Raw genomic sequence first — 25,146 nt, 5'->3', positions numbered from 1 at the left:
AAATATCAAGATGTAGCGGTCTCAAGCGCCTATCAGCGGATTTTTCCCAAAGGTGCCGTTGCGAGAACCACGCCTCCTGTCACAAGTATAATGCCCACCGCATGATATGGTTCGAATGTCTCGCCAAGAAACAACACGGCCATGACGATGGATACTGGCGGCATCATGTAAAGCGTAATGCCGGCTGTAACCGGTCCGAACACGCGGACCGTATGCGTGAAGCAGTAGAAGGCCGCAATCGACGCAAAGAGAATGATACCACCAATCTTTGCCCAGGCCGTCGGCGTCGAGGGTAAAAGGCCGCCGTTGAAAAGTTCTATGCCAGCGAGTGGTGCCAGAACAAGAGCGCCGGAAAAGGCGATCGTGCCAAAGAGGCTCAGCGATGCGAGATCGCGCGCGGCGGGATCACGCAGCAGCAGGGAGTAGATTGCGAAGGCGATGGCGCCGCTCAAGATTGCGAGATCGCCAATGTTGAAATTCAATGCCCATAGTTGCGAGATATCTCCCTTCAGAACGATCTCCGCCACGCCGGCAAAGGCAATGAGCATACCAATGAGTTCAAGCCGTCTGATCGGTCGAGCCTGGAAGATGCGCTGAAAGATGATGATGAAGAGCGAGGATGTGGTGTAAATCAGCGTGCCGTTGGCGGCCGAGGTTTTTGTCAGGCCCCAATAGACCACGCCACCACACACCGCCATGCCAAGCGCGCCGAGCACAAACCAGAGCATTGTCTTCTTGCGGATGAAGGTGACGCAGGCGCGCCAGTCGCCCAGGATGAAGGGTAGCACGAAAAGGGTGGATAGCGACCAACGCAGAAATGCCGTGGTAAAGGGTGAGACTTCGCCGCTGATGCCGCGCCCGAATATCACATTGCTGGAGAAGAAGAAGGGAACGGCCAGAAAGATCAGCCAGTCACGCAGGCGAGGGGACGGGGCGGGGCTCATGGGCATTTCCAGTTTTCGCATGTGAGCAGACTACTCATCGGCGACCTGCTCGTTGGAAAGAGAAAGGCGCCCCGCAGGGCGCCTCAAGTCGTTCGATGGGCATATATCCTGCCAGGATGGCGTAAGGTTTGAGAGAGGCGCTCCGAAGAGCGCCTCACGCGAACCTTTAAGCCGAGTAGTACATGTCGAATTCGACAGGGTGCGGGGTCATTTCGAAACGCATGACTTCCTGCATCTTCAGTTCGATGAAGGCATCGATCTGGTCGTCGTCGAACACGCCACCAGCGGTCAGGAACTTGCGGTCCCTGTCGAGGCTTTCGAGCGCTTCGCGCAGGCTGCCGCAGACCGTTGGGATCTTCTTCAGTTCCTTTGGCGGCAGGTCGTAAAGATCCTTGTCCATCGGCTTGCCGGGATGGATCTTGTTCTTGATGCCGTCGAGGCCTGCCATCAGCATGGCGGCGAAGCCGAGATATGGGTTCTGGGTCGGGTCCGGGAAGCGGACTTCGACGCGCTTTGCTTTCGGGTTGGAGCCGAACGGAATGCGGCACGATGCCGAGCGGTTGCGTGCCGAGTAGGCGAGCAGAACCGGCGCCTCATAGCCCGGGACCAGACGCTTGTAGGAGTTGGTCGTCGGGTTGGTGAAGGCGTTGATCGCCTTGGCGTGCTTGATAATGCCGCCGATGTAATAGAGGCAGGTCTCGGAGAGGCCGGCATATTCATCGCCTGCGAAGGTTGGCTTGCCGCCCTTCCAGATAGACTGGTGAACGTGCATGCCCGAGCCGTTGTCGCCATAGATGGGCTTCGGCATGAAGGTTGCGGTTTTGCCGTAGGCGTTTGCGACCTGGTGGACCACATACTTGTAGATCTGCATCTTGTCGGCGCTGGAGACCAGGGTGTCGAACTTGACGCCGAGTTCGTGCTGCGCAGAGGCGACCTCGTGGTGGTGCTTTTCAACGACCACGCCCATTTCGCCAAGAACCGTCAGCATCTCGGAACGCATGTCCTGGAGGCTATCGACAGGTGGTACTGGGAAGTAGCCACCCTTGACGCGCGGACGGTGACCAAGGTTGCCGGTCTCGTAATCCGTATCGTCGTTGGATGGCAGTTCGGACGAGTCGAGCTTGAAGCCGGTATTGTAGGGATCGGCCTTGTACTTCACGTCGTCGAAGACGAAGAATTCAGGCTCGGGACCAACGAAAACCGTGTCACCGATACCCGACGCCTTGAGGTAGGCTTCAGCCTTCTTGGCCGTGCCGCGCGGGTCGCGGTTGTAGGATTCGCCGGAGATCGGATCGAGAATATCGCAGATGATGACCATGGTGGACTGCGCGAAGAACGGGTCCATATGAACGGTGGCTGGATCCGGCATCAGCACCATGTCGGACTCGTTGATGGCTTTCCATCCTCCGATGGAGGAGCCGTCGAACATGACGCCGTCGGCAAACATGTCCTCGTCCACGCAGGCCACGTCCATGGTGACGTGCTGCAGCTTGCCCTTTGGGTCTGTAAAGCGCAGGTCGACGAATTTTACATCGTTGTCCTTAATCTGCTTCAAGATATCATTGGCGGTGGTCATAGCAATTTTCCTTGAGTGGTAATGTTCAACCCGGTGAAGCATGAGCCTTTTTCGGCTCGTCTTTTTTTAAATGGCGTCAACACCCGTTTCACCCGTACGAATACGGATAACTTCTTCCACATTCGAGACGAAAATCTTTCCGTCGCCGATGCGCCCTGTCTGAGCGGCATTGCGAATCGCTTCGATCACAGCGTCCGCATTTTCATCTGCAAGCACCACCTCGACCTTCACCTTCGGCAGAAAGTCGACGACATATTCTGCGCCGCGATAAAGTTCAGTATGGCCTTTTTGACGACCAAAGCCCTTGGCTTCCGTAACCGTTATTCCCTGGAGGCCGACTTCCTGAAGGGCTTCCTTCACTTCATCGAGCTTGAAAGGCTTAATGATCGCTTCGATCTTTTTCATGAGAAAATATCTCTCCGCTTCTCCCGTTAAAGCGGTCTGTCCGCTCCGCCACAAGAATGCACGTATCGTGCCAGATCGGAAGCCGCTTTGGATAAAAAATCTGCGAAATCTGACGTCGAAGGGAACAATTCCGCGCGGTCTGAGCATGTTGAGTCCACAACATGCTCACCAACCGCGCCAAATATGGCAGAATTCATCTGAAGCGGCCACAATTACAATTCGTTAGCCTACACGCCCCGATGTCGTGTGGTTGCTAAAAAAATGATCATTTGACTTATTTTTAGTCTTTCTTTCTTGCCTTAAAAAGCGCCGGTTGCGTTTCGCCGCATTTTCCGATGAGGTGCGAATTATGACTCATTCCGTTCAATATCGTTTGGTCGATCCGGTTGCTATGAGCCGCATTGATGCCGCCGCTGAAGCCAGCGGGATTTCCATCATCTCGCTGATGGAGCGCGCAGGACAAGCGGTCGCTGCTTGCGCATTGCGGCACTATCCTGAAGCGCGCCGATACGCTGTGCTTTGTGGAGCAGGCAACAATGGCGGCGACGGTTTTGTTGCCGCTCGCGCTCTTCGTGAAGCGGGGGCGGATGTCGCGGTGTTCGTGTTCGGCGATGTGGTCAAGCTCAAAGGTGCCGCCCAGCAGGCTTATGAGGCGTGGATCGATGTTTCGGGCGATATCGGCAATCAATCGCTCGCCGCATTCACCCCGCGTGATGGCGACGTGGTCATCGACGGGATTTTCGGGGCAGGGCTTTCGCGCGAAGTTCCGCCGGAAGTTGCTGCGGTTATTCGCGCTGTGGGGCACGCAGGAACACCAGTCATTGCGATTGATCTTCCCTCGGGGCTCTGCGGCCGCCGGGGTGTTGCCCTCGGCTCTGCATTCAAGGCTGCCCGGACAGTAACCTTCGTGGCAAAGAAGCCGGGTCATATGCTGATGCCGGGACGCGAGTTTTGCGGTGCGCTGGAGGTGTTCGATATCGGCATTCCTCGACGCATCGTCGAAGCGAATGTTGGAGCTCTATGGGAAAACTCCCCCGATCTTTGGAAGAGTTATCTTGTCCATGATGATGTGGAGACGCACAAGTTCAAACGCGGTCATCTGACGGTCTTCGCAGGTCCGTCCCATTCGACAGGGGCCGCGCGGATGACGGCGATGTCCGGCTTGCGGGCAGGCGCCGGGATCGTGACGATCGCGGCTCCACAAGAGGCGATCTCCGTTCTTTCGGCGACACTCACGGCGGTGATGGTGACACCGATCGACGATGGAGACGCTCTCGGGGAATGGGCTGAAGACGCACGCCATGGGACTTATGTTCTCGGGCCTGGTTTTGGCGATCTGGAAAAAGCCAGAGCGTTCGTAGCGCTCCTCAAGGATCGCGCGCTCGTGCTCGATGCCGATGGGATTACGGCCTTCAAGGATGATACTCTCAAGCTCATTTCGCTCTTTTCCGAAGACGCGCCCAGGATCATGACGCCGCACGAGGGCGAGTTTGCACGACTGTTCCCGGATATTCATGCGGATGCCACACTAAGCAAAATCGAAAAGGCGCAAGCCGCTGCCAAATGCAGCAATGCCGTCATCATCTACAAGGGAGCCGATACGGTGATTGCAGCTCCCGACGGTCGGGCAAGCGTCAACACCAACGCACCCTCGTCGCTGGCGACTGCGGGATCTGGCGATGTGCTGGCCGGTATCTGCGGCGCGCTTTTGGCGCAGCAGGTGCCGGCATTCGAAGCTGCCGCTGCGGCCGTTTGGTTGCATGGGGAGATGGGGCAGAGGCTTGGGCCGGGCTTGATCGCCGAAGATCTGGCATCGGCGGTACGGCCATTCGAGGCTTTCGAGGCGAGGGTCAGGACAGGCTGACGAGTGTGTTACAGCTTCGGCGTATGGCTGGACCAGACGGGCTTGCTGATCGTCTGAAGTTCTGACGTCGGTCTGCCCTCTATGCGTGCCAGCACGGCACGGGCAAGCTCGCGACCCGCCAGCTTGATATCCTCGTTCATTGTATGGATTTCCGGTCGGAGCCAGTTGAGAAAGTCGGCTGACTGTTTCGACACGATATCCACATCCGTTCCGACCTTCTTGCCACTCGCTTCGATCCCGGCCACGATCGCAATCGTCGAACTGCCACTGATCGACACGATGCCATCCGGCACATCGCTGCCGCTCATCAACCGTGCCGTTTCCTGCTTCAGCTCCTCCAAAGGCGTGTCGTTGTTGATATTGGGCAGGGCGAACTCAGTGATCCCAAAGTCTTTCAATCCACGCTCAAATCCGCGACGGGCAAAGTCGTGATAGGAGAACTGGCTTTGCGGCAGCAGCACGGCCACGCGTTTCCTGCCGCACTGGGCTAAGCGCTTCATCGCCTCGTAGACATAGGCTTCGTTATCGAAGTCATGAAAGGGGTGATCGATGCCCATGCTGCTTCTGCCATGGGTGGCGAAGGGCATGTTGCGCTCGGTCATCAGGCGCACGCGTGGATCTTCGGGGCGGACCTTGGAAATGATGACGCCATCTGCCGATCCCGTCTCCAGAATGTAGCGGATTGGGGTCATCGTGTCCTTGGCATGCGTGTGGGGTGTGACGACAAGATGGTAGGGTGTGTTGGTCAAAACCTCGGTGATGCCGAAGACCATCTGCGAGGTAAAACCCATCAACTCTTCATCGACGCTGAGAACCAGCGCAATGACATTGGTCTTTCCGGTGCGAAGGCGAACGCCGGCACGGTTCGGCTGATAGCCGATCTGGCGGGCGACACGCCGCACGCGCTCCTTGGTATCCGCCCCGATATCGGGTGCGTCTTTCAAGGCGCGGGAGACTGTAGTGATGCCGAGACCCGTCATATAGGCAATGGTCTTCAGCGTCGGGCGTTCATTGGACGAAAGCGCTTGGCCGCCTGCTTCTATGTCCGTGCTATCGTTCATTTGCCGCCGCCTCCCATAACCGGACGGGCATCGTAGTGCGGTTTTATTCCATTGCAAAGCTCAAGGTGTCGTAACCGGTACGGCTTGTGACTTGGAGCGTCTGAAACGATGCAGGTTGGATGGCGTGAGAGAGGTTGAAAGGTTGGTGTGAGAAGGGGAGATAGTAGGACATATTGACGACAACAAGGGGATGATTTGTTTCCAAATGATCTTAAAAAACTCTTCTAGTTAGCTGATATTCAAAATATATGTTGATTTCTTACGCTTGATCTTGGCTGACGTAAATCCCGATGTGTGTTGATCGAACTTTTCGGGCGTGACGGTCATAGTTTTTTACGATAACGTTTCTGCCCGGAGGAATTCTCGATCTGATTTTTCATGGCTGCGGAAAGAGCGACGACTCGTTTTGACCGCATTGCTGACAGTGGATGGAGTCGCAACGCCATGGCCGTTGCGTAATAAGCAAGGCAGTGAAAATGGCATCAACTTACGCAAGCGATCTCGTTATCGATCTTTCAGGCCAGTGGCGTCTGGCATCGGCCGAGGGTGATCATGCAACCACCATAACGATCCCGGGTGACGTCCATACGGCGCTCCATGAGGCATCGATCATTCCCGATCCCTACTTTGGCCGTAACGAGAACGACGTGCAGTGGGTGGCGCATCGCGACTGGATCATCGAGCGCCGTTTTACGGTCGATGATGTCGATGCCGACTGGTATCTCGATATCGACAATCTCGACACGGTGGCCGTCGTCTTCGTCAATGATGTGCCGGTGCTTGCAGCCGACAATTGTTTCCGTCGCTACCGACCGGACGTGTCCTCGGCTCTCCAGCCGGGTGAAAACGTCATCCGCATCCATTTCCATTCCAGCATAAAGGCAGGCGCGGACCGCCAGGCGGCTCAGCCTTTTTATGTGCCGTATCACCCGGGCAACTCACCCATCCCCAACGGCAATCTTCTGCGAAAACCGCAGTGCCATTTCGGCTGGGATTGGAACATCGCGATAGCGCCACTCGGTATTTATGGAAACATCATGCTGCGCCGGCTTGAGACAGCGCGCATTGAGCATGTCACGACCACGCAGCATCATAAGGATGGCGGTGTTGAACTGCATGTCGAGGTGACACTCCATGCCGCCCAGCCTGCCAGTCTGCCCGTGCATCTGTCGCTCGGCGATGAACGGCTACGCCTCGATTGTGGCGTCTCTGCCGGCGAAACTGTCATCCGCCAGGTGTTCTTCGTCGAGAATCCCAAGCTCTGGTGGCCGGCAGGCAGCGGCGAGCAGGCGCTCTATACGCTGAGCGTCGAATTGCCAGACGAGACGATGACCCGTCAGATCGGCTTGCGCACAGTCGAGCTTTTGACCGACAAGGATGAGGCCGGCAGCCGTTTTACGCTTTGCGTTAATGGCCGTGAGATCTTCTGCCGCGGCGCGAACTGGATCCCTTCGGACGCGCTGTTTTCGCTCTCAAGTGCAGAAAAGACGGAAGACCTGCTTCTGTCCGCGGTCGAAGCCAATATGAACATGATCCGCGTCTGGGGCGGTGGCTTCTACGAGCCGGACTGGTTCTATGATCTCTGCGACCGGTTGGGCCTGATGGTATGGCAGGATTTCATGTTTGCCTGCAATCTTTACCCTTGCACCGAAGACTTCCTCGACAATGTCGAGCTCGAGGTCGATTACCAGGTAAAGCGGCTGGCCTCGCATCCCTCGATCGCGCTCTGGTGCGGCGACAATGAACTCGTTGGAGCGCTTAACTGGTTCGAAGAGTCCCGCAACAATCGCGACCGCTATCTTGTCGCCTATGATCGCCTCAACCGCACCATCGAGCGCGCGCTGAGGAAGGCGGCCCCGTCGGCCATCTGGTGGCCGTCAAGCCCGGCCTCCGGTTATCTGGACTATGGCGATGCATGGCACGCGGATGGTTCGGGCGACATGCATTACTGGTCCGTCTGGCACGAGAACAAATCCTTCGATGATTACCGGACGGTGCGTCCGCGGTTCTGCTCGGAGTTCGGTTTTCAGTCCTATACGTCCATGCCGATTATCCGCACCTATGCGGACAACAAGGACATGAACATCGCGTCGCCTGTGATCGAGCTCCACCAGAAGAATGCGGGCGGCAATGAGCGCATTGCCGCAACGATGTTCCGCTATTTCCGCTTCCCGAAGGACTTCGAGAACTTCGTCTATGTCAGCCAGGTGCAACAGGCGCTCGCCATCAAGACGGCCGTCGAATATTGGCGTTCGCTCAAACCCCATTGCATGGGCACGCTCTATTGGCAGCTGAACGACACCTGGCCGGTCGCCTCGTGGTCGAGCCTCGACTATGGCGGTAGCTGGAAAGCCCTTCATTATGCGGCACGGCGCTTCTTCCAGCCGGTCGCCGTGTCAGCCGTTCCGTCTGAAGACGGTAAGTCGGTTCGCTTCTCCATGGTCAACGATACGTTGGATGACGTCGAAATCGACATGAACATCTTCGCGCTGGCGCTCGACGGCGTTCGGATTCCGCTGAAATCTGCCAGCGGCACCTGCGGACCGGATGCCGCCTCGCTCTTGACCGAGATCGACCTGGATCAAATTCCAACCGGCGCGCTGCTCTCCTGGAATTTCATCGCCTCCAACGGCATGCTGGGCGAGGGGCATCACGTGCGAGATACCTACAAGGCGCTCGATCTGCAACCATCGGGTCTCAGCCATCGGGTAACGGCGCTGGACAATGGTGACTTCGAGGTGGAGGTTCAGGCGCAAGGTCTTGCGCTTTTTGTCATGGTGGAAGCCGATATCGCCGGGCGCTATTTTGACAACCTCTTCGATCTGGCTGCGGGAGAAAGCCGTCGCATCGTCTTCTCGCCAAGCGACAAGTCGCAGACGGCCAAGCCGTCGTTTAAGCTGTTCGATCTGTACACATCGCAGTCACAGGCTTGAAAGCCGACTTTGATCTTCTAATCTAAACTGCACCACGATCCGCCGCCTCCGCGGCGGATAAGCAATTCCATACAAGGGAGGAAAACCATGGCCTGGCAACCGGCTGAAAACCGCTACGCATCCATGAAGTACAATCATTGCGGCCGCACCGGCCTGAAGCTTCCGGCCATATCGCTCGGCCTCTGGCACAATTTCGGCAACGATTTCTCCCACAAGACGAAGCAGGAGATTTGCCGCAAAGCCTTCGATCTCGGCATCACCCATTTCGATCTTGCGAACAATTACGGTCCGCCTCCAGGCAGCGCCGAGAGCGCCTTCGGCGAAATCCTCAAAACCGATTTTGCCGGTTATCGTGATGAGCTGATCATCTCCTCCAAGGCGGGCTACAATATGTGGCCCGGTCCTTATGGCGAATGGGGTAGCCGCAAATATCTGATCTCGTCCTGCGACCAGAGCCTGAAGCGCATGGGTCTCGACTATGTCGATATCTTCTATTCCCACCGCTTCGATCCGGACACGCCACTGGAAGAGACCTGCGGCGCGCTCGATCACATCGTGCGGTCGGGCAGGGCGCTCTATGTCGGCATCTCGTCGTATAATTCGCAGCGCACCCGTGAGGCTGCGGCGATCCTGAAAGATCTCGGTACGCCCTGCATCATCCATCAGCCGAGCTATTCGATGATCAACCGCTGGATCGAGGAGGACGGCCTAGTCGATACGCTGGAGGAACTCGGCATCGGCTCCATCGTCTTTTCTCCGCTGGCACAGGGCATGCTGACGACGAAGTATCTTAACGGCGTGCCGGATGCGAGCCGCGCCAGCCAGAACAAGTCGCTCAACCCCGCCTTCCTCAATGATCGCAACATCGAGAACATACGTGGGCTGAATGCCATCGCCGAAAGGCGTAGACAGACGCTGGCGCAGATGGCGATTGCCTGGGTGCTGCGCGGCGGTCACATCACCTCTGCACTGATCGGCGCAAGCCGGCCTGAACAGGTGGAAGATTGCGTGAAGGCTCTTGAGAAGCCGGACTTCACCGCGGACGAACTGGCCGAAATCGATCGCTATGCACGAGATGCGGATATCAACCTCTGGGCCAAATCTGCCGAACTGAAAAAGTAAGGCAAGAGCACCGCTCGGGCATTCTAGTCCGAGCGGCCACCGTCGACTTGCTCGTCACATTAGAGATTGTGAACTTTAATTTCTTCCTCTAAGTTCTAGTCAACATTACGATATTGTAATTTCATGCTTCAGTTTCCATTCATCCTCGGCGCGGTAGGGTCATCCCATCATAACAGGAAAGGAAACACCCATGAAAAAGCTCGTCACCGTTTTTCTGGCTGCGACAATTCTCGCAGCGCCGATGGCCCAGGCGCAGGGTCGCCATGACTACGGGCATGACCGCCGTGGGGTTCACGAACGGACTGTCACGACCAAGAAGGTGATCATCAAGAAGCACCGCTGGGACCGCGGTCAGCGTTTGACGCCGGCCGAGCGACGTCACTTCGTCGACCGTCGTGAATATCGCCGCTATCACCTCAGAGAACCGCGCCGCAATGAGCGCTGGGTGCGCGTCGACAACCAATTCCTGTTGATCAATGCCGTCAGCGGCCTGATCATCGGCCTCGCCGCAGCGCGGTAACCAATGAACAGGAAAGCGGGCGCATCGAGCGCCCGCTTTCTTTTGCAGGGTCAGGCTGCCTGTCTGTTCCAATCGGGGAATGGATCGTTCAGGGTCTGCCAGGCATCCGGCGTAAAGCTTTTGGCATTGACGAGGCAGGCATCGAGTTCATGGCGAAGTGCTGCCTCGCTCATGGGGTCTGCGCCGATGAAGACGATCTCTTGTCGCCTGTCTCCCCAGATAGTGTCCATGTAAGGTGCCAGCATCTTCTCGAAGCTCGGATCATCCGGCCAACGTGTTTTTGGCACGGAGGACCACCAGAGCCCCATCTTGCCGGTTTTCACCAAGGCGCCCGCCTGGCTGATTTCGCCAACATGGTTGGGCCGCGTAGCCAGCCAGAAGAAGCCCTTGGCGCGGATGACGCCCGGCCAGTCGCGGTTGATGAAGGCATGGAAGCGGGCGGGGTCGAAGGGCCTCTTTGCCCGATAAACGAAGGAGCGGATGCCGTATTCTTCCGTTTCCGGTATGTGGTCCTTGAAGCCATGCAACTCCTTGAACCAGAGCGGATGCGTTTCCGCCTTGGCAAAATCGAAAAGGCCGGTGCCGAGTATCTCCGCTGAATCGACTTGTCCGAAATCGGCCTCGACAAGACGTGCGTCGGGATTGAGGCCGACGACGATCTTGCGGGCAGCATCAAGCTCTGCGGGGCTCGCGGCCGAGACCTTGTTCAGCACCACGACATTGGCAAATTCGATTTGTTCGACCAGGAGATCGACGAGCGTCCGATCGTCACCTTGGCCCGCCGTTTCGCCGCGATCCGCCAGAAAGTCAGCCGAGCCGTAGTCCTTCAGCAGATTGGCGCAATCGACCACGGTGACCATGGTATCAAGCTGCGCGACATCCGACAGGCTGTCACCCTTGTCGTCCCGGAAGTCGAATGTGGCCGCAACGGGCAGCGGTTCGGCAATGCCGGTGGACTCGATCAGCAGGTAATCGAAACGATCCTGCTCTGCCAATTGCCTGACCTCGTTCAGGAGGTCGTCTCTCAGCGTGCAACAGATGCAGCCATTGGTCATGTCGACCAGCTGCTCCTGCGTTCGGGACAGGTTCGCTCCGCCATCGCGAATAAGAGCCGCATCGATGTTGACCTCGCTCATATCGTTGACGATCACCGCGACCCGCAGTCCCTCGCGATTACCGAGAATATGATTGAGAAGGGTGGTTTTGCCGGCTCCGAGAAAGCCGGACAGAACTGTAACAGGCAGCTTCTTTTTCATATCACAACCTCATTTGTTATAACATTACATAGATGGTCCGAAAGAAGGGCGGTCCGTGCCGCCCTTTGTCTCCCGTCAGATCAGGACAGGCAGTTCTTCAGCGAATTGGCGATGCCGCGCATCAGCTTGAAATAGAGATCGGGTCCCGCTTCCAGCGTGCCGGCCTCCGGATCAAGCGTACCGGATTTGGCGTTTGTGCCTTCGATTACGACGTTGACCAGCTTCGGCTCGAATTGCGGTTCAGCAAATACGCAGGTCGCGTTGAGTTCCTTGACCTTGGCCTGGATCTGCTTGATGCGGTCGGCACCCGGCATGTTTTCAGGGCTGACGGTGATGGAGCCTGCCGTCTTCACACCGTAACGGTGTTCGAAATACTGGTAGGCATCATGGAAAACGATGAAGGGCTTGTCCTTGATCGGCGCGACGGTTGCCTCAAGCTCCTTGTCGAGCGCGTCGAGATTGTCGACCAGCTTCTTGGTGTTTTCCTGATAGGTCTTGGCATTGGCCGGATCGGCGGTCATCAGCGTCTTTTCGATTTCCGTCGCCATGGCCCTTGCATTGGCAGGATCCAGCCAAAGATGCATGTCGTATTCGCCGTGGTCGTGTCCGTCCTCATGGGCATGCGCGTGCTCACCCTCATGTGCGTGGTCGTGACCTTTTTCGCCTTCATGCGCATGATCATGACCCTCGTGATCGTGCTTATCGTCGCCCTCGTGAGCATGGTTATGGCCCTCGGCCTCCGCATGGTCATGACCTTCATGGTCGCCATGGTCATGGGCTTCGAAGGGGCCGCCTTCGCGGAAACTCAGCTTTTCGATGCCAGGCGCGTCGTCCAGTTCGACGACTGTTGCCTTTCCGGCCAGCGATTCCAGCGGCTTTTCCAGAAACTTTTCCAGTCCGTCACCGACCCAAAACACAACATCTGCATTTTCGAGCGCTTTGGCATTGGACGGCTTGAGGCTGTAGGTGTGGGGTGATGCACCGCCATCGACGATGACCTGCGGCACTGCGACGCCCTCCATGATGGCTGCCACTAGCGAGTGGATCGGCTTGATAGACACAACGACATTCGGCGCGGCCATGGCATTGGAGGCGCCGATCATGGCGGCAGAGGCGAGGAGGAGGGCGGCGAGTGACTTCATAGGGTATGCTCCACTTGTATCGAAGTGTAATGTTATTACATAAGTTGCGTAACGCTATAACGTATGCCATAGCCATGTGCAACAGCCGCAATCGGAAAATCCCATGCTTCATTCTCCGGCCAAAAACAACGGAAATCTCGTCTCCCTGTCCAGTGCAGGCGTGAGACGGAGCGGGCGTTGGCTGGTACGCGGCGTCGACTTTTCCGTCCGTCGCGGTGAGATCGTGACGCTGATTGGACCGAATGGCTCTGGCAAGTCCACGAGTGCCAAGATGGCGATCGGCGTGATGAAGCCGGATGAAGGAAAGGTCGAGCGTTTGGCTGGCCTGAAGGTTGGCTATGTGCCGCAAAAGCTTTCCGTCGACTGGACGATGCCTTTGACCGTCTGGCGGCTGATGACGCTGACCGGAGCCCTGCCGCCACGTGAAATTGACGCGGCGTTGAATGCCACCGGCATCGCGCATCTCGCCAAGGCCGAGGTCCAGCATCTTTCCGGTGGAGAGTTCCAGCGTGCGCTTCTGGCGCGTGCGATTGCCCGCAAGCCCGATCTGCTTGTTCTGGATGAGCCGGTTCAGGGTGTGGATTTTTCCGGAGAGATTGCGCTTTATGATCTTATCAAGACCATCCGCAATTCCACCGGCTGCGGCATTCTCCTGATCTCCCACGATCTGCACGTTGTGATGGCGGAGACCGATACGGTCATTTGCCTGAATGGCCATGTCTGCTGCCGTGGGACGCCGCAGGCCGTGAGCCAGAGCCCGGAATATATGCGCCTCTTTGGCGGTGCGGCTGCCAAGGGGCTGGCAGTCTATAGCCACCACCATGATCACACGCATCTGCCGGATGGACGCTTCATGCATTCCGACGGCTCGGTGACGGACCATTGCCATCCCGATGACGGGCATCATCATGAGCATGATCACACCCATGATCACGTCCACGCTCATAATCATTCCCATGATGAACAAGAAGATGCCTGCGGCTGCGGCCATCACCACGATCATCGCTCTGATGACACGACCCATGCGCCCGGAGTGAAGCATGTTTGACGACTTCTTCATCCGCGCCATCTTTGCAGGCGTCGGCGTCGCGCTGACCGCCGGGCCGCTTGGCTGCTTCGTGGTCTGGCGGCGCATGGCCTATTTCGGCGATACGATGGCCCATTCCGCGCTCTTGGGTGTGGCGCTCTCGCTGCTGTTTCAATTGAACCTGATCGTCAGCGTCTTTCTCGTTGCCGCGGCGGTGTCTCTGCTGTTGCTCTTGCTGCAACGGCGTCAAGCTCTGTCGGCGGATGCGCTGCTGGGTATCCTGTCGCATTCCGCACTTGCCTTTGGTCTCGTCATCGTTGCCTTCATGACATGGGTGCGGATCGATCTTGTCGCCTTTCTCTTCGGCGATATTCTTGCCGTCTCGGTCACCGATATTCAGATGGTCTGGGGTGGCGGAATCCTTGTGCTCCTGGCGATCGTCTATCTTTGGAAGCCGCTTCTGGCCTCCACGGTCAATGCCGAGCTGGCTGAGGCGGAAGGACTGCGGCCGGAACGTTCGAAGCTTCTCTTCATGCTGCTGATGGCGCTCGTCATTGCCATCGCCATGAAGATCGTCGGCATCATGCTGATCACATCGCTGCTGATCATTCCAGCAGCAACGGCCAGACGCTTTTCGTCGACACCGGAAATCATGGCGGTGCTGGCGTCGCTCATCGGTGCTGTCGCCGTCATCGGCGGACTGATGGGATCGCTGCAATACGACACGCCGTCCGGCCCGTCGATTGTCGTCGCCGCCGTCTTGCTTTTCGTCTTGAATCTTTTGCCTGTGCCGGGACGGTCGCGCAGTGCCGAGCAGGGAGTGAACTGATGAACATGAATACGAATGCGAAGAACCTCACGCGCAACCAGTCGCTGGTCTACGACGCGCTGTCCCGCTCGCAGGCGCCACTCAGTGCCTATGTGATCCTCGACAAGCTGAGGGACAGCGGCTTTCGCGCGCCCTTGCAGGTTTATCGCGCGTTGGAAAAGCTGATCGAGTTCGGTCTGGTCCACCGGTTGGAGAGCCTGAACGCTTTCGTAGCCTGCTCCCACACAAGCGCGGATTGCTGCACCCATCACCACGGAACGGTGGCCTTCGCCATCTGCAACGCCTGCGGCCAGGTGACGGAGTTTCACGATCACGAGATCGATCATCGCCTTGGCGATTGGGTCAAGGGACAGAAGTTCAAGGCCGAAAAGACGACGATCGAGATCCGTGGTCTTTGTGAGGCCTGTGCAGTCTAGTCTCAAAAGCACGAGGCTGGAAGGTAGGCGGGCAGCCTAGACGGGCTCCAGTTCTTCGGCAAAGCGCTTCCAGTTGGCCACATATTTTTCTGCTGACTTTCTGATGCCCTCGGCGGCCTTTTCATCCAGCGTGCGGACGACGCGGGCAGGGGAACCGACGATCAGGGAATTGTCGGGGAACTCCTTCCCCTCGGTGACGAGCGCATTGGCGCCGACGAGGCAGTTTTTGCCGATCTTCGCACCGTTCAGGATTGTCGCTCCCATGCCGATCAGGGTGTTGTCGCCGATCGTGCAGCCGTGGATGATGGCGTGGTGGCCGATGGTGCAGTCGTTGCCGATCGTTGCGGGAAAACCCGGATCGCTGTGCACCATCACGCCTTCCTGAATGTTCGTGCCGCGGCCAACCGTCATTGGCTCGTTATCGCCGCGCAACGTCGCGCCGAACCAGATGCCGACATCGTCACCCAGGGTAACGGAGCCGATGACATTGGCATCCGGCGCGATCCAGTATCGATCCGCTGCTGGCAGGTTGGGCACTCTCGTTCCGAGGCGATAGACTGGCATAGGCGGATCTCCGATTTCTGTTCGGGTGTCAGACGACCTTGACCGTCAAAGTGCCGACGCCATCCACGCCGCACTCCATGATGTCGCCCTTGACAACTGGGCCGACGCCAGCCGGCGTGCCGGTCATGATCACATCGCCAGCGGCCAGCGTGAAGACCTTCGACAGTTCGGCGATGATTTCCGCAGTCTTCCAGATCATCTGGTCGAGATCGCCGGATTGCTTGCGCGCGCCGTTCACATCCAGCCACACCGCACCCTTGTCCGGGTGTCCGATCTTCGAGGCCGGAACGAGTGGCGAAATCGGTGCGGAGAATTCAAAGGCCTTTGCGCCTTCCCAGGAGCGGCCCATCTTCTTCAATCCGTCCTGCATGTCGCGCCGGGTCATGTCGATGCCGACACCATAGCCCCAGACGTGATCGAGCGCGCCGTCTACCGAGATATTCGAGCCGCCGCTTTTCAGTGCGACAACACATTCGACTTCGTAATGAACGTTGGAAGAGAGGGGCGGGTAGGGAAAGTCTTGGCCGGCGGGCAGCAGGTTGTCCGGGTTCTTCTGGAAGAAGAAGGGAGGCTCGCGGGATGGATCATGGCCCATCTCGATGGCGTGGTCCGCGTAGTTGCGCCCAACGCAATAGACCCGCCGCACGGGGAAGGTTTCGTTCGTGCCTTCGACGGGCAGGAGAACGGGTTGGGGGGCGGGGATCACTGTTGCGGACATAATGGCACTCCTTCTTGGGAGTGGTGTTGTCCCGCAATTTCAAGGCGATTTCCAGTCCAATCTTTCTGCAATATTCGCCGTCAGGATAAGAGCCACACGACACAACCCCCTACGACAATGAGGGCGACGATGACCGCGAGCAACCTGCCAACACCCGCATTGGTGTTGCTGTCGGCGCCGACGATGCTCCAGTAGAGAGACTTCTCGTCGCTCTTCTCACTCATCATGATCTCCCCAAAATTTTCTGACACCGTGCTTCATAAACCCCTTCGATCATTGAGGGTTCCGGTTCGTGCATCGCGGATTTGAAAAGACGCGGGTAGATCGCTCAGCCATTCCGCCCTATATGGACCCGAAACGCCGATCGTCTAAGCCTTCGATACGTCTATGTCACGCGAAGGAGACGAGGCGGCAATCAAGGATTGGCCAACGATTATGACGATGACTTCTCAACGCAAGGATGGCGCGTCGCATTACGCGCGTGGAAAGGTCTTCGCCGTCGCGCCGATGATCGACTGGACCGATACGCGTTGCCGCTTCCTGCATCGCCAGCTTTCGCAGCATGCGCTTCTCTATACGGAGATGATCGTGGCCGATGCCATCATCCACGGCAAGCGCGACAAGTTGCTGGACTATCACCCTCAAGAACATCCCGTGGCATTGCAACTTGGCGGCTCCGATCCCGGGAAGCTCGCCGAGGCCATCAAAATTGCCTCGGACTATGGATATGACGAGATCAATCTCAATGTCGGCTGTCCCTCCGACCGCGTTCAGTCCGGCACTTTCGGCGCGTGCCTGATGCGCGAGCCTGAGACAGTTGCGGCATGCGTCGAAGCGATGAAGGCGGTGGCGACTGTGCCTGTGACGGTAAAGTGTCGCATCGGCGTGGATGACCAGGAGCCGGACGCTGTTCTTCCAGACTTCATCGCACGTATGGTTGCCGCAGGGGCGGATGCCGTCTGGATCCACGCCCGCAAGGCATGGCTTCAGGGACTGTCACCCAAGGAGAACCGCGAAGTGCCGCCGCTGGATTATCAGCTGGCTTATCGCATGAAGCAGGAATTTCCCGATCTCTTCATCGGCATCAATGGTGGGATCACCGATCTCGATCAGGCGGACGAGCATTTGAAGCATATGGATGGGGTCATGCTGGGGCGTGCTGCCTATCATAACAGCTCGATCCTTGCGGAGGTGGATCACCGCATCTATGGCGCGCAGTCCCGCGATCTCGATCCAGACGCCTTGCGCGATGCGATGATGGCCTATGCAGAAGATTATATTGCCAAGGGCGGCCGCCTGAACCACGTCACCCGCCATATGGTCGGCCTGTTTCAGGGGTTGCCCGGCGCACGACGCTTCCGGCAAATCCTCTCCAGCGACGCGACGAAACCCGGCGCCGGCTGCGAAGTCATTGCCGCCGCCTTCGACGCCATCGACTTCGAGCGAGCGCCGGCGGCAATCGACGCATAATCAGGGCAGGTTCAGACGAGGGTCTGCAGCAGCTGCGCGCCGTTCGGCGCGTTGATCTTGCCGCCGGTGATGAAGAAGGCGAAAACATCGCGCGGCGTCTTCTCGGCTTTTCGGTCGGGCGCGATCATTGTAAGATCGTCTGGCGCGCCGCCAGCTGCATAGGTCTTCAGGCGCTCGCTCCACGCCTTCACATCCTTCTCAGGATAGCAGGTCTCGATATCGTCCTCGCCCTTTTGTAGACGGCAATAGACGAAATCCGCCGTCACATCCGGCAGCATTGGATAGTCGTGATGATCGGCGCAGACCACAGCGACATTGTGCTTGGCCAATAGCTCGATGAATTCCGGTACCTGGAAGCTGTCGTTGCGCACTTCGACGACATGCTGCAACTTCAACCCGTCCTGCTTTTCCGGCAACAAGGCCAGGAAGGCGGCAAAGTCCTCCGGCTCGAATTTCTTCGTCGGCGCGAACTGCCAGAGGATTGGGCCGAGATGCTCGCCAAGTTCGGTCAGCCCCTGCGTCAGGAACTTCGTCATCGATTCCTTTGCCTCGGCCAAAACCTTGCGGTTGGTGACGAAACGACTGGCCTTCAGCGAGAAAATGAAACCATCCGGCACTTCGGAGGCCCACTTGGCGAAGGTCGCGGGTTTCTGGCTGCCATAATAGGTGCCGTTCACCTCGATCGCCTTCAACTTGGAGCTCGCATATTCCAGCTGGCGTTTCTTGGTGAGCTTCTCAGGATAGAACGTGCCTTCCCAAGGCTCGAAGGTCCAGCCGCCGATACCGGCGCGGATCGTTCCCGACTTGCTCATCCGTCTCTCCCATCAACGCGAATTGCCATATGAAGGGGGCGGATCACTCCGCCGCCTGAATATTCTTTTCCGGATGGCGCTCCAGCAGTTCCTTCAGGAACTGACCGGTATAGGAGCGCTTTTCCTTGACGATCTGCTCGGGCGTGCCCGCTGCCACGACCTCACCGCCGCCTGTGCCGCCTTCCGGACCGATATCGATGATGTAGTCGGCCGTCTTGATGACCTCGAGATTGTGCTCGATGACCACGACAGAGTTGCCCTGATTGACCAGCTCATGCAGCATTTCCAGCAGCTTCTTCACATCGTGGAAATGCAGGCCAGTCGTCGGTTCATCCAGGATGTAAAGTGTCCGGCCGGTCGAGCGTTTGGACAGCTCCTTGGCAAGCTTGACGCGCTGCGCTTCGCCGCCCGACAGCGTATTGGCCTGCTGGCCGACCTTGATGTAGCCGAGACCGACATCGAAAAGCGATTGCAGCTTGTCGCGCACCGCAGGCACGGCGGCAAAGAACTCAACGCCTTCTTCCACTGTCATGTCCAACACGTCAGCAATCGACTTGCTCTTGAAGGTTACGTCCAGCGTCTCGCGATTGTAGCGCTTGCCGTGGCAGACATCGCAGGTGACATAGACATCCGGCAGGAAGTGCATCTCGATCTTGATCACGCCATCGCCCTGGCAGGCTTCGCAGCGCCCGCCCTTGACGTTGAAGGAGAAACGGCCAGGTGCGTATCCACGGGCCTTCGCCTCCGGCAGACCGGCGAACCAGTCACGAATAGGCGTGAAGGCGCCGGTATAGGTGGCCGGGTTGGAACGTGGTGTACGACCGATCGGCGACTGGTCGATGTCGATGACCTTGTCGATAAATTCGAAGCCATCGATACGATCGTGTTCCGCCGGAATCTCGCGCGCGCCCATGACGCGGCGTGCGGCAGACTTGTAGAGCGTTTCGATCAGGAAGGTGGACTTGCCGCCACCCGATACGCCGGTAACCGCTGTGAAGACGCCGAGCGGCACCGAAGCCGTGACGTTCTTCAGATTGTTTCCACGCGCGCCAACGACCTTGATCTCCTTTCCCTTCTTCGGCTTGCGCCGCTCTGCAGGAACAGGCACGCCCATTTCGCCCGACAGATACTTGCCCGTCAGCGAGTTCGGGTTGGCCATCACTTCCTGCGGCGTGCCCTCGGCAATGACCTGGCCACCATGGATGCCGGCAGCGGGGCCAATATCGACCACATAGTCCGCCGTCAGGATGGCGTCCTCGTCATGCTCGACAACGATGACGGTATTGCCGATATCGCGAAGATGCTTCAGCGTTTCCAGCAGGCGAGCATTATCGCGCTGGTGCAGGCCGATGGACGGTTCGTCCAATACGTAGAGAACCCCGGTCAGGCCGGAGCCGATTTGCGACGCAAGCCTGATGCGTTGGCTTTCACCGCCCGACAGCGTACCGGAATTGCGCGACAGGCTGAGGTAATCGAGACCGACGTCATTGAGGAAGCGCAGACGTTCGCGGATTTCTTTCAGAATGCGAACGGCGATTTCATTCTGCTTGGCGTTCAGCTTTTCCGGCAGGCCTTCGAACCAGTCGCGAGCGACCTTGATCGACATCTGCGTGACTTCGCCGATATGCAGTGTGTTGATTTTGACGGCGAGCGCCTCGGGCTTCAGGCGATAACCGGCGCAGGCCGGGCAGGGGGCTGCCGACATGTAGCGCTCGATCTCTTCACGCGCCCAGGCGCTGTCCGTTTCCTTCCAGCGGCGTTCGAGGTTGGGCACGATGCCTTCAAAATTCTTCACCGTCTTGTAGGAGCGGGCACCGTCCTGATACTGGAACTCGATCTTCTCGTCGGTGCCTTTCAGGATCGCTTTCTTGGCGGCATCCGTCAGGTCACTCCATCGGCTGGAGAGCTTGAAGCCGAAGGCTTTGCCGAGCGCTTCCAGCGTCTGGTTGTAATAGGGCGAGGAGGACTTGGCCCACGGCGCAATAGCGCCATCCTTCAGCGTGCGTGCAGGCTCCGGCACGATCAGTGCCTCATCCACTTTCTGCTGCGAGCCCAGACCATCGCAGGTCGGGCAGGCACCGAAAGGATTGTTGAAGGAGAAAAGGCGCGGCTCGATCTCCGGAATGGTGAAGCCGGAAACGGGGCAGGCGAATTTTTCCGAAAACAGCACGCGTTCGTGCGTTTCGTTGAGCGACTTGTTGGCGGAACCGCCGGCGGACGTTTCTTCCGCAGGCAGCGGCTTGTCGGCAAATTCGGCAACGGCCAGACCGTCCGCGAGCTTCAGGCAGGTCTCAAGGCTGTCGGCCAGGCGCGCAGCCATGTCCGGACGCACTACGGCGCGATCCACCACCACATCGATATCGTGCTTGTACTTCTTGTCGAGGGCAGGAACGTCGGCAATCTCGTAGAACTGGCCATCCACCTTGACGCGCTGGAAGCCCTTCTTCATCAGCTCGGCGAGTTCCTTCTTGTACTCGCCCTTACGACCACGCACGATGGGTGCGAGAATGTAGAGACGCGTGCCTTCCTCGAAAGCAAGAATGCGGTCGACCATCTGGCTCACCGTCTGGCTCTCGATCGGCAGACCGGTCACGGGCGAATAGGGAACGCCGACACGCGCGAAGAGAAGTCGCATATAGTCGTAGATTTCCGTCACCGTGCCGACGGTCGAACGCGGGTTGCGCGAGGTCGTTTTCTGCTCGATGGAGATCGCCGGTGACAGACCCTCGATCTGGTCTACATCCGGCTTCTGCATCATCTCCAGAAACTGGCGCGCATAGGCCGAAAGGCTCTCCACATAACGGCGCTGTCCCTCGGCATAGATGGTATCGAAAGCCAGCGACGACTTGCCGGAACCGGACAGGCCCGTCATGACGATCAGCTTGTTGCGCGGCAAATCAAGGTCGATCCCCTTGAGATTGTGCTCGCGCGCGCCGCGGATGGAAATCGTCTTCAATTCACTCATGACAAGGCTCTGGATTTCAGCTGTTTGGACGGATCGGTTCTTATGTCATCATCTGGAACGGCGTGTCGAGACGATTGACGTTCCGGTATGGTATTGCCCGGCGCGCTCTCGCCTGGGAATGCTTCTGGATCTGCTTGACTCACTCACCACGCCTTAATAGAACAAAAAAGGAACATATTGCAACTATGCCCGTTGGCAAGAACATTCCTTGTGGATTGTCGTTCCACTCGCTGCCCATCGCGGCGGGGGATGGTCTATGGTGCGCGGGACTTTTGAACAGGAAAAATGCCGTTCATGACGTTCGGCAGACAGGAAGATAAATATGGCTGGCAGCGTAAACAAGGTTATTCTGGTCGGAAATGTCGGCGCTGATCCGGAAATTCGCCGCACGCAGGATGGCCGACCAATCGCCAACCTGCGCATTGCGACGTCGGAAAGCTGGCGCGACCGCAATTCGGGCGAGCGCAAGGAAAAGACCGAATGGCACACGGTCGTCGTTTTCAATGAAGGCCTGTGCAAGGTCGTTGAGCAATACGTCAAGAAGGGCGCCAAGCTCTATATCGAAGGCGCGCTGCAGACCCGCAAATGGCAAGACCAGAACGGCAATGATCGTTACTCGACGGAAATCGTTCTCCAGGGCTTCAACTCGACGCTGACCATGCTTGACGGTCGCGGCGAAGGCGGCGGCGGTGGCCGTGGCGGAGACTTTGGTGGCGGTGGCGATTATGCCGGCGGCGGCTCCTATGGTGGGGGCAGCGGTGGCGGTTACGACCAGCAGCCCGCGCGTGGCGGCGGTGCGTCGCGCGGTGGCCAGCCCTCCGGCGGCAACTTCTCCAACGATCTGGACGACGATATCCCGTTTTGATGACGGCGGTTGAGGCACGCGTTGTTTTGCGCGCTCATGCCAGTTGATAAGACAATATGAAGGGGTGGCGGTTACGCTGCCCCTTATTTCTTTAGTCATTGAAGGATACGCATATGCCAGACCAGACATCACCTTCCCCGCAACCCGCCACCTGGCGGATCGTCCTGGCCTTCATTCTCGATTTTTTTACGGCGTTCTGGGTGCTGGGCTTCCTCGTCGCGTCGATCCTTGGCGGCCGCACGGAAAACGGCTTCGAGCTGAGTGGCCTATCGGCCATCGTCTTCTTCGCCTCCATCGTCGCCTATTTTGTTGTGTTTAACAAATATCTCGGTGGAACGATCTGGAAGCGTTTGCTGAAGGCGAAGCGGTGAGCGAGGGGTCCGTTTGAGGAATTATGAATGGAGCAGCTAGGTTTTCCGCCTTCAATTTCGGCACTCGTCAAAGAATGTGAAAGATTTTGCGAGAAGGAGTGTTGCGGCCCAAATGCCTTCAGTTTTTCTCCTTTTAATATGATTTATCATCTCACGAAGTATGGAGAAGATATTTCATGGACCGATATCGAGTCACTCCAAGAACAACTAAGTGATTTTGCGGAAATGGTCCGAAGCTCTTACATGCCATCCGAGAAACTCGAGGTGCTGGAGATCAATGCGATACTGACAGTAGATCAACTGGTATGCCTAGTTGAAGAGATAGGCGTCGGGTTGATTCAGGCCCACGCGATCTATGCTCCGTATCGTGACGAGATCGAGGACAGGGAGTGGGAGTTCTCAAGGATGCTGAGGGCAACAGCCTGAAGGACATACGCCAGTCGGCGCGGTGCGCCGGTTGCTGCTGGCACGCTGCTCCTTGCGATAAGGATCGTCATTTATAAGTGACGTGCTTTAGAGACATCAGGGATGCATCTTTGCACCCTTGCAAATCTTGTCGACGATCTTCTTATCGGACCGCAACGCGAGACCAACGAGCTTGACATTGTCCGGAGTGAACCTAGCAAAGACCTCTCGATTGGCGTCGTCGTGACCCGTTGCGAACATCTCTTCGATGTAGGCTGATGCCGTGACATTTCGCTCCAGCGTCCGCCGGTGAATGGTTCTCAGTGTCTCTTGGTCAGCGGTCAGAACCACGATTGGCTGGATGGACATCGGATTGTAGACATTATCCGCGGCATCCCGATATGCTTCGCCGATGATCGCGGGCGATTGAGCGATGATACCGCTTGTCAGAAAAGCGGTGACGTTTAGCTTTTGCCACGTGGCAAGGTCATCGCGAATGATGATCGCGATTTTGGTGTCGAACATGTCTTACTCCTTTGAAGGTATCGAGGACATCGAGCAACTAGCGGTGCAGCGGGCGCTGGGTCTTGAACGTTCGTGCGCGGAATTTCAGCCCGGGGTGCGCGTGATTGCGGAAAGTAGAGGGATTGAGCGCACCGAGGTGCGGTTCCATGGCAACGGGTTTACACCGCATCGGCACGACACCTACGCATTGGGGCTGACCTTGCACGGCGTGCAAACCTTTCGTTATCGCGGCGTCGAGCGGTTCAGCATGCCCGGAAACGTCATCGTGCTGCATCCAGATGAGGTTCACGATGGGGCTGCTGGAACGGATGCAGGGCTGATCTATCGCATGGTCTACATGCCGCCCGAGTTGATCGGTGCCATCGATGGTTACTCTCGTTCCTTGCCATTCGTGCCGGATCCGGTTGTCGCCAATGTCGAGTTCTCCCGTACGCTTGCCTATATTCTTTCGGACCTTGATCACGAACCCGATGATCTCGCCAAGGATGATGCAATCCAGCGGATCGGGACGATTCTCTCTCGTGAAGCAGGAGCGCCGCGCAAACCGGTGACAAAGGTTGCGCAATCGGCGGTCTTGCAAGCGCGGGACTTTCTTCTCAGTCATAGTGATGAGCCGGTGCGATCCGCGACGCTCGAGAACATCACAGGGCTGGACCGGTATGCCCTTGCAAGGCATTTCAGGCAGTTGCTTGGCACAAGTCCGCACCGCTATCTCGTGATGCGCCGACTAGGCCGAGCAAAACAATTGCTGTTGGCGGGAAGCAATCTGGCAGGCGCGGCAGTCGAATCAGGCTTTGCGGATCAAGCTCACCTCACGCGACACTTTCGCGATACCTTCGGCATCACGCCGGGCCGGTGGCTGGCATTGCAGGATCGCAAAGACTGAAAAGCGTTAACTTGCTTGCCCTGATGCGAGTGTCGAAAACACGGTCAACGGATGGTTAAGCAAATGCGGCTATTGTGATTCCAGTAGCGCGTTTGAAGGCTGTTTTCAGAGTATGTGGACAAAGCATCATAAGAAAAGACGGTTCGGCCGTCTCGTTGTTCCAGCGATCACGGTCGCCTTTCTTTCCTATTTCGGCTATCATTCCATTCATGGCGATTTTGGACTGGAAGCCATGGAGCGCCTGGAGCGCCAGCGTATTGCCAGAACCGCTGAGCGGGACAAGATCGTCAAGACCCGCGTGGCGCTGGAGCGTCAGGTGGAGTTGATGAGCGATGGGTCGCTTGAGCGGGATATGATCGACGAGATTTCGCGTTATCAGTTGAACATGTCGAAACCGGACGAAATCGTCATCATGAACGGATATATGTGATTAACCTAATTTCGGTTAATCATGGAATTTATTTTTAAAT

25 protein-coding genes are annotated in these 25,146 nt (G+C 57.5%); 13 read left to right on the top strand and 12 right to left on the bottom strand.

Going from position 1 to position 25,146, the window contains the following annotated elements; genetic code table 11:
• Positions 1 to 32: 32 nt before the first annotated feature.
• From ACTJKV_RS11100 to ACTJKV_RS11090, 3 genes are all read right to left on the bottom strand, one after another.
• Positions 33 to 950, bottom strand: a complete 918-nt coding sequence (locus ACTJKV_RS11100) for a DMT family transporter (RefSeq protein WP_274102447.1) — start codon at positions 948 to 950, stop codon at positions 33 to 35.
• A 160-nt stretch (positions 951 to 1,110) separates the two neighbouring features.
• Entirely contained in the window at positions 1,111 to 2,520 is a 1,410-nt protein-coding gene (gene glnA / locus ACTJKV_RS11095; protein ID WP_062437373.1) for a type I glutamate--ammonia ligase, read from the bottom strand.
• 66 nt (positions 2,521 to 2,586) lie between these two features.
• Positions 2,587 to 2,925: a P-II family nitrogen regulator gene (locus tag ACTJKV_RS11090; protein ID WP_007753933.1), complete on the bottom strand. Its 339-nt coding sequence runs from the start codon at positions 2,923 to 2,925 to the stop codon at positions 2,587 to 2,589.
• 349 nt (positions 2,926 to 3,274) lie between these two features.
• Between ACTJKV_RS11090 and ACTJKV_RS11085 the strand changes: the two genes are divergently transcribed.
• On the top strand, positions 3,275 to 4,789 hold the full coding sequence (locus ACTJKV_RS11085) for an NAD(P)H-hydrate dehydratase (RefSeq protein ID WP_274102446.1): 1,515 nt from the start codon (positions 3,275 to 3,277) through the stop codon (positions 4,787 to 4,789).
• Between the two features lie 8 nt (positions 4,790 to 4,797).
• On the opposite strand, the gene ACTJKV_RS11080 is transcribed toward ACTJKV_RS11085, so the two are convergent.
• The gene (locus tag ACTJKV_RS11080) at positions 4,798 to 5,850 is read right to left on the bottom strand and encodes a LacI family transcriptional regulator (protein ID WP_274102445.1); all 1,053 of its coding nucleotides are present in this window, start codon (positions 5,848 to 5,850) and stop codon (positions 4,798 to 4,800) included.
• Between the two features lie 476 nt (positions 5,851 to 6,326).
• On the opposite strand from ACTJKV_RS11080, the gene ACTJKV_RS11075 reads away from it, so the two are divergent.
• The 3 genes from ACTJKV_RS11075 (at position 6,327) to ACTJKV_RS11065 (ending at position 10,425) form a co-directional block, all read left to right on the top strand.
• Positions 6,327 to 8,783: a beta-mannosidase gene (locus ACTJKV_RS11075; protein WP_274102444.1), complete on the top strand. Its 2,457-nt coding sequence runs from the start codon at positions 6,327 to 6,329 to the stop codon at positions 8,781 to 8,783.
• 87 nt (positions 8,784 to 8,870) lie between these two features.
• Complete coding sequence (mgrA, locus tag ACTJKV_RS11070; protein WP_274102443.1) at positions 8,871 to 9,905, top strand: L-glyceraldehyde 3-phosphate reductase; 1,035 nt, start codon at positions 8,871 to 8,873, stop codon at positions 9,903 to 9,905.
• Between the two features lie 190 nt (positions 9,906 to 10,095).
• Complete coding sequence (locus ACTJKV_RS11065) at positions 10,096 to 10,425, top strand: RcnB family protein (protein WP_062427394.1); 330 nt, start codon at positions 10,096 to 10,098, stop codon at positions 10,423 to 10,425.
• Positions 10,426 to 10,475: 50 nt separating this feature from the next.
• On the opposite strand, the gene ACTJKV_RS11060 is transcribed toward ACTJKV_RS11065, so the two are convergent.
• A complete protein-coding gene (locus tag ACTJKV_RS11060) occupies positions 10,476 to 11,681 on the bottom strand; it encodes a GTP-binding protein (protein WP_274102442.1) in 1,206 nt (401 codons plus the stop codon).
• An 80-nt stretch (positions 11,682 to 11,761) separates the two neighbouring features.
• Positions 11,762 to 12,823 carry a zinc ABC transporter substrate-binding protein gene (locus ACTJKV_RS11055; protein WP_274102441.1) on the bottom strand — a complete coding sequence of 354 codons (1,062 nt, stop codon included), beginning with the start codon at positions 12,821 to 12,823 and terminating at the stop codon, positions 11,762 to 11,764.
• A 103-nt stretch (positions 12,824 to 12,926) separates the two neighbouring features.
• Between ACTJKV_RS11055 and ACTJKV_RS11050 the strand changes: the two genes are divergently transcribed.
• Genes ACTJKV_RS11050 through zur form a run of 3 tightly spaced genes read left to right on the top strand, consistent with a single transcriptional unit; the run spans position 12,927 to position 15,095 of the window.
• Positions 12,927 to 13,871: an ATP-binding cassette domain-containing protein gene (locus ACTJKV_RS11050; RefSeq protein ID WP_440598654.1), complete on the top strand. Its 945-nt coding sequence runs from the start codon at positions 12,927 to 12,929 to the stop codon at positions 13,869 to 13,871.
• Entirely contained in the window at positions 13,864 to 14,679 is an 816-nt protein-coding gene (locus tag ACTJKV_RS11045; protein ID WP_440598653.1) for a metal ABC transporter permease, read from the top strand. The genes ACTJKV_RS11050 and ACTJKV_RS11045 overlap by 8 nt, the downstream gene beginning before the upstream one ends.
• A 5-nt stretch (positions 14,680 to 14,684) precedes the next feature.
• Positions 14,685 to 15,095 carry a zinc uptake transcriptional repressor Zur gene (gene zur / locus ACTJKV_RS11040; RefSeq protein WP_440598712.1) on the top strand — a complete coding sequence of 137 codons (411 nt, stop codon included), beginning with the start codon at positions 14,685 to 14,687 and terminating at the stop codon, positions 15,093 to 15,095.
• Between the two features lie 36 nt (positions 15,096 to 15,131).
• Here the strand turns inward: zur and ACTJKV_RS11035 are convergent, their stop codons facing one another.
• From ACTJKV_RS11035 to ACTJKV_RS11025, 3 genes are all read right to left on the bottom strand, one after another.
• Complete coding sequence (locus ACTJKV_RS11035; RefSeq protein ID WP_274102439.1) at positions 15,132 to 15,659, bottom strand: gamma carbonic anhydrase family protein; 528 nt, start codon at positions 15,657 to 15,659, stop codon at positions 15,132 to 15,134.
• 28 nt (positions 15,660 to 15,687) lie between these two features.
• Positions 15,688 to 16,377 carry a fumarylacetoacetate hydrolase family protein gene (locus ACTJKV_RS11030; protein WP_274102438.1) on the bottom strand — a complete coding sequence of 230 codons (690 nt, stop codon included), beginning with the start codon at positions 16,375 to 16,377 and terminating at the stop codon, positions 15,688 to 15,690.
• Positions 16,378 to 16,457: 80 nt separating this feature from the next.
• Positions 16,458 to 16,601, bottom strand: a complete 144-nt coding sequence (locus ACTJKV_RS11025) for a hypothetical protein (protein ID WP_162727935.1) — start codon at positions 16,599 to 16,601, stop codon at positions 16,458 to 16,460.
• A 217-nt stretch (positions 16,602 to 16,818) separates the two neighbouring features.
• On the opposite strand from ACTJKV_RS11025, the gene dusA reads away from it, so the two are divergent.
• Positions 16,819 to 17,847 carry a tRNA dihydrouridine(20/20a) synthase DusA gene (dusA, locus tag ACTJKV_RS11020; RefSeq protein WP_274102437.1) on the top strand — a complete coding sequence of 343 codons (1,029 nt, stop codon included), beginning with the start codon at positions 16,819 to 16,821 and terminating at the stop codon, positions 17,845 to 17,847.
• Between the two features lie 11 nt (positions 17,848 to 17,858).
• Here dusA and ACTJKV_RS11015 read toward each other — a convergent pair whose 3' ends face one another.
• Both ACTJKV_RS11015 and uvrA read right to left on the bottom strand, forming a co-directional pair.
• Complete coding sequence (locus ACTJKV_RS11015; RefSeq protein ID WP_274102436.1) at positions 17,859 to 18,659, bottom strand: DUF72 domain-containing protein; 801 nt, start codon at positions 18,657 to 18,659, stop codon at positions 17,859 to 17,861.
• Between the two features lie 43 nt (positions 18,660 to 18,702).
• Positions 18,703 to 21,624 (bottom strand): excinuclease ABC subunit UvrA, encoded by a 2,922-nt coding sequence (uvrA, locus tag ACTJKV_RS11010; protein ID WP_062598439.1) that lies wholly within the window; start codon positions 21,622 to 21,624, stop codon positions 18,703 to 18,705.
• A gap of 322 nt (positions 21,625 to 21,946) precedes the next feature.
• Between uvrA and ACTJKV_RS11005 the strand changes: the two genes are divergently transcribed.
• The 3 genes from ACTJKV_RS11005 (at position 21,947) to ACTJKV_RS10995 (ending at position 23,286) form a co-directional block, all read left to right on the top strand.
• Positions 21,947 to 22,489, top strand: coding sequence for a single-stranded DNA-binding protein (locus ACTJKV_RS11005; RefSeq protein ID WP_062427384.1), 543 nt, complete (start codon positions 21,947 to 21,949; stop codon positions 22,487 to 22,489).
• 113 nt (positions 22,490 to 22,602) lie between these two features.
• A complete protein-coding gene (locus ACTJKV_RS11000; RefSeq protein WP_274102434.1) occupies positions 22,603 to 22,860 on the top strand; it encodes a hypothetical protein in 258 nt (85 codons plus the stop codon).
• A gap of 27 nt (positions 22,861 to 22,887) precedes the next feature.
• A complete protein-coding gene (locus ACTJKV_RS10995; RefSeq protein WP_440598652.1) occupies positions 22,888 to 23,286 on the top strand; it encodes a DUF6331 family protein in 399 nt (132 codons plus the stop codon).
• A gap of 96 nt (positions 23,287 to 23,382) precedes the next feature.
• Here the strand turns inward: ACTJKV_RS10995 and ACTJKV_RS10990 are convergent, their stop codons facing one another.
• The gene (locus ACTJKV_RS10990; protein ID WP_440598651.1) at positions 23,383 to 23,790 is read right to left on the bottom strand and encodes a DUF2000 family protein; all 408 of its coding nucleotides are present in this window, start codon (positions 23,788 to 23,790) and stop codon (positions 23,383 to 23,385) included.
• Between ACTJKV_RS10990 and ACTJKV_RS10985 the strand changes: the two genes are divergently transcribed.
• Both ACTJKV_RS10985 and ACTJKV_RS10980 read left to right on the top strand, forming a co-directional pair.
• A complete protein-coding gene (locus ACTJKV_RS10985) occupies positions 23,762 to 24,676 on the top strand; it encodes an AraC family transcriptional regulator (protein WP_440598650.1) in 915 nt (304 codons plus the stop codon). The genes ACTJKV_RS10990 and ACTJKV_RS10985 overlap by 29 nt on opposite strands.
• Before the next feature lie 112 nt (positions 24,677 to 24,788).
• Positions 24,789 to 25,106 carry an FtsB family cell division protein gene (locus ACTJKV_RS10980; protein ID WP_062427380.1) on the top strand — a complete coding sequence of 106 codons (318 nt, stop codon included), beginning with the start codon at positions 24,789 to 24,791 and terminating at the stop codon, positions 25,104 to 25,106.
• Positions 25,107 to 25,146: the final 40 nt, after the last annotated feature.

The sequence above is a fragment of the Agrobacterium sp. 22117 genome, assembly GCF_052045735.1.
GTDB classification, from domain to species: domain Bacteria; phylum Pseudomonadota; class Alphaproteobacteria; order Rhizobiales; family Rhizobiaceae; genus Agrobacterium; species Agrobacterium cavarae.
This window is presented reverse-complemented; position numbering and strand designations above follow the sequence as displayed.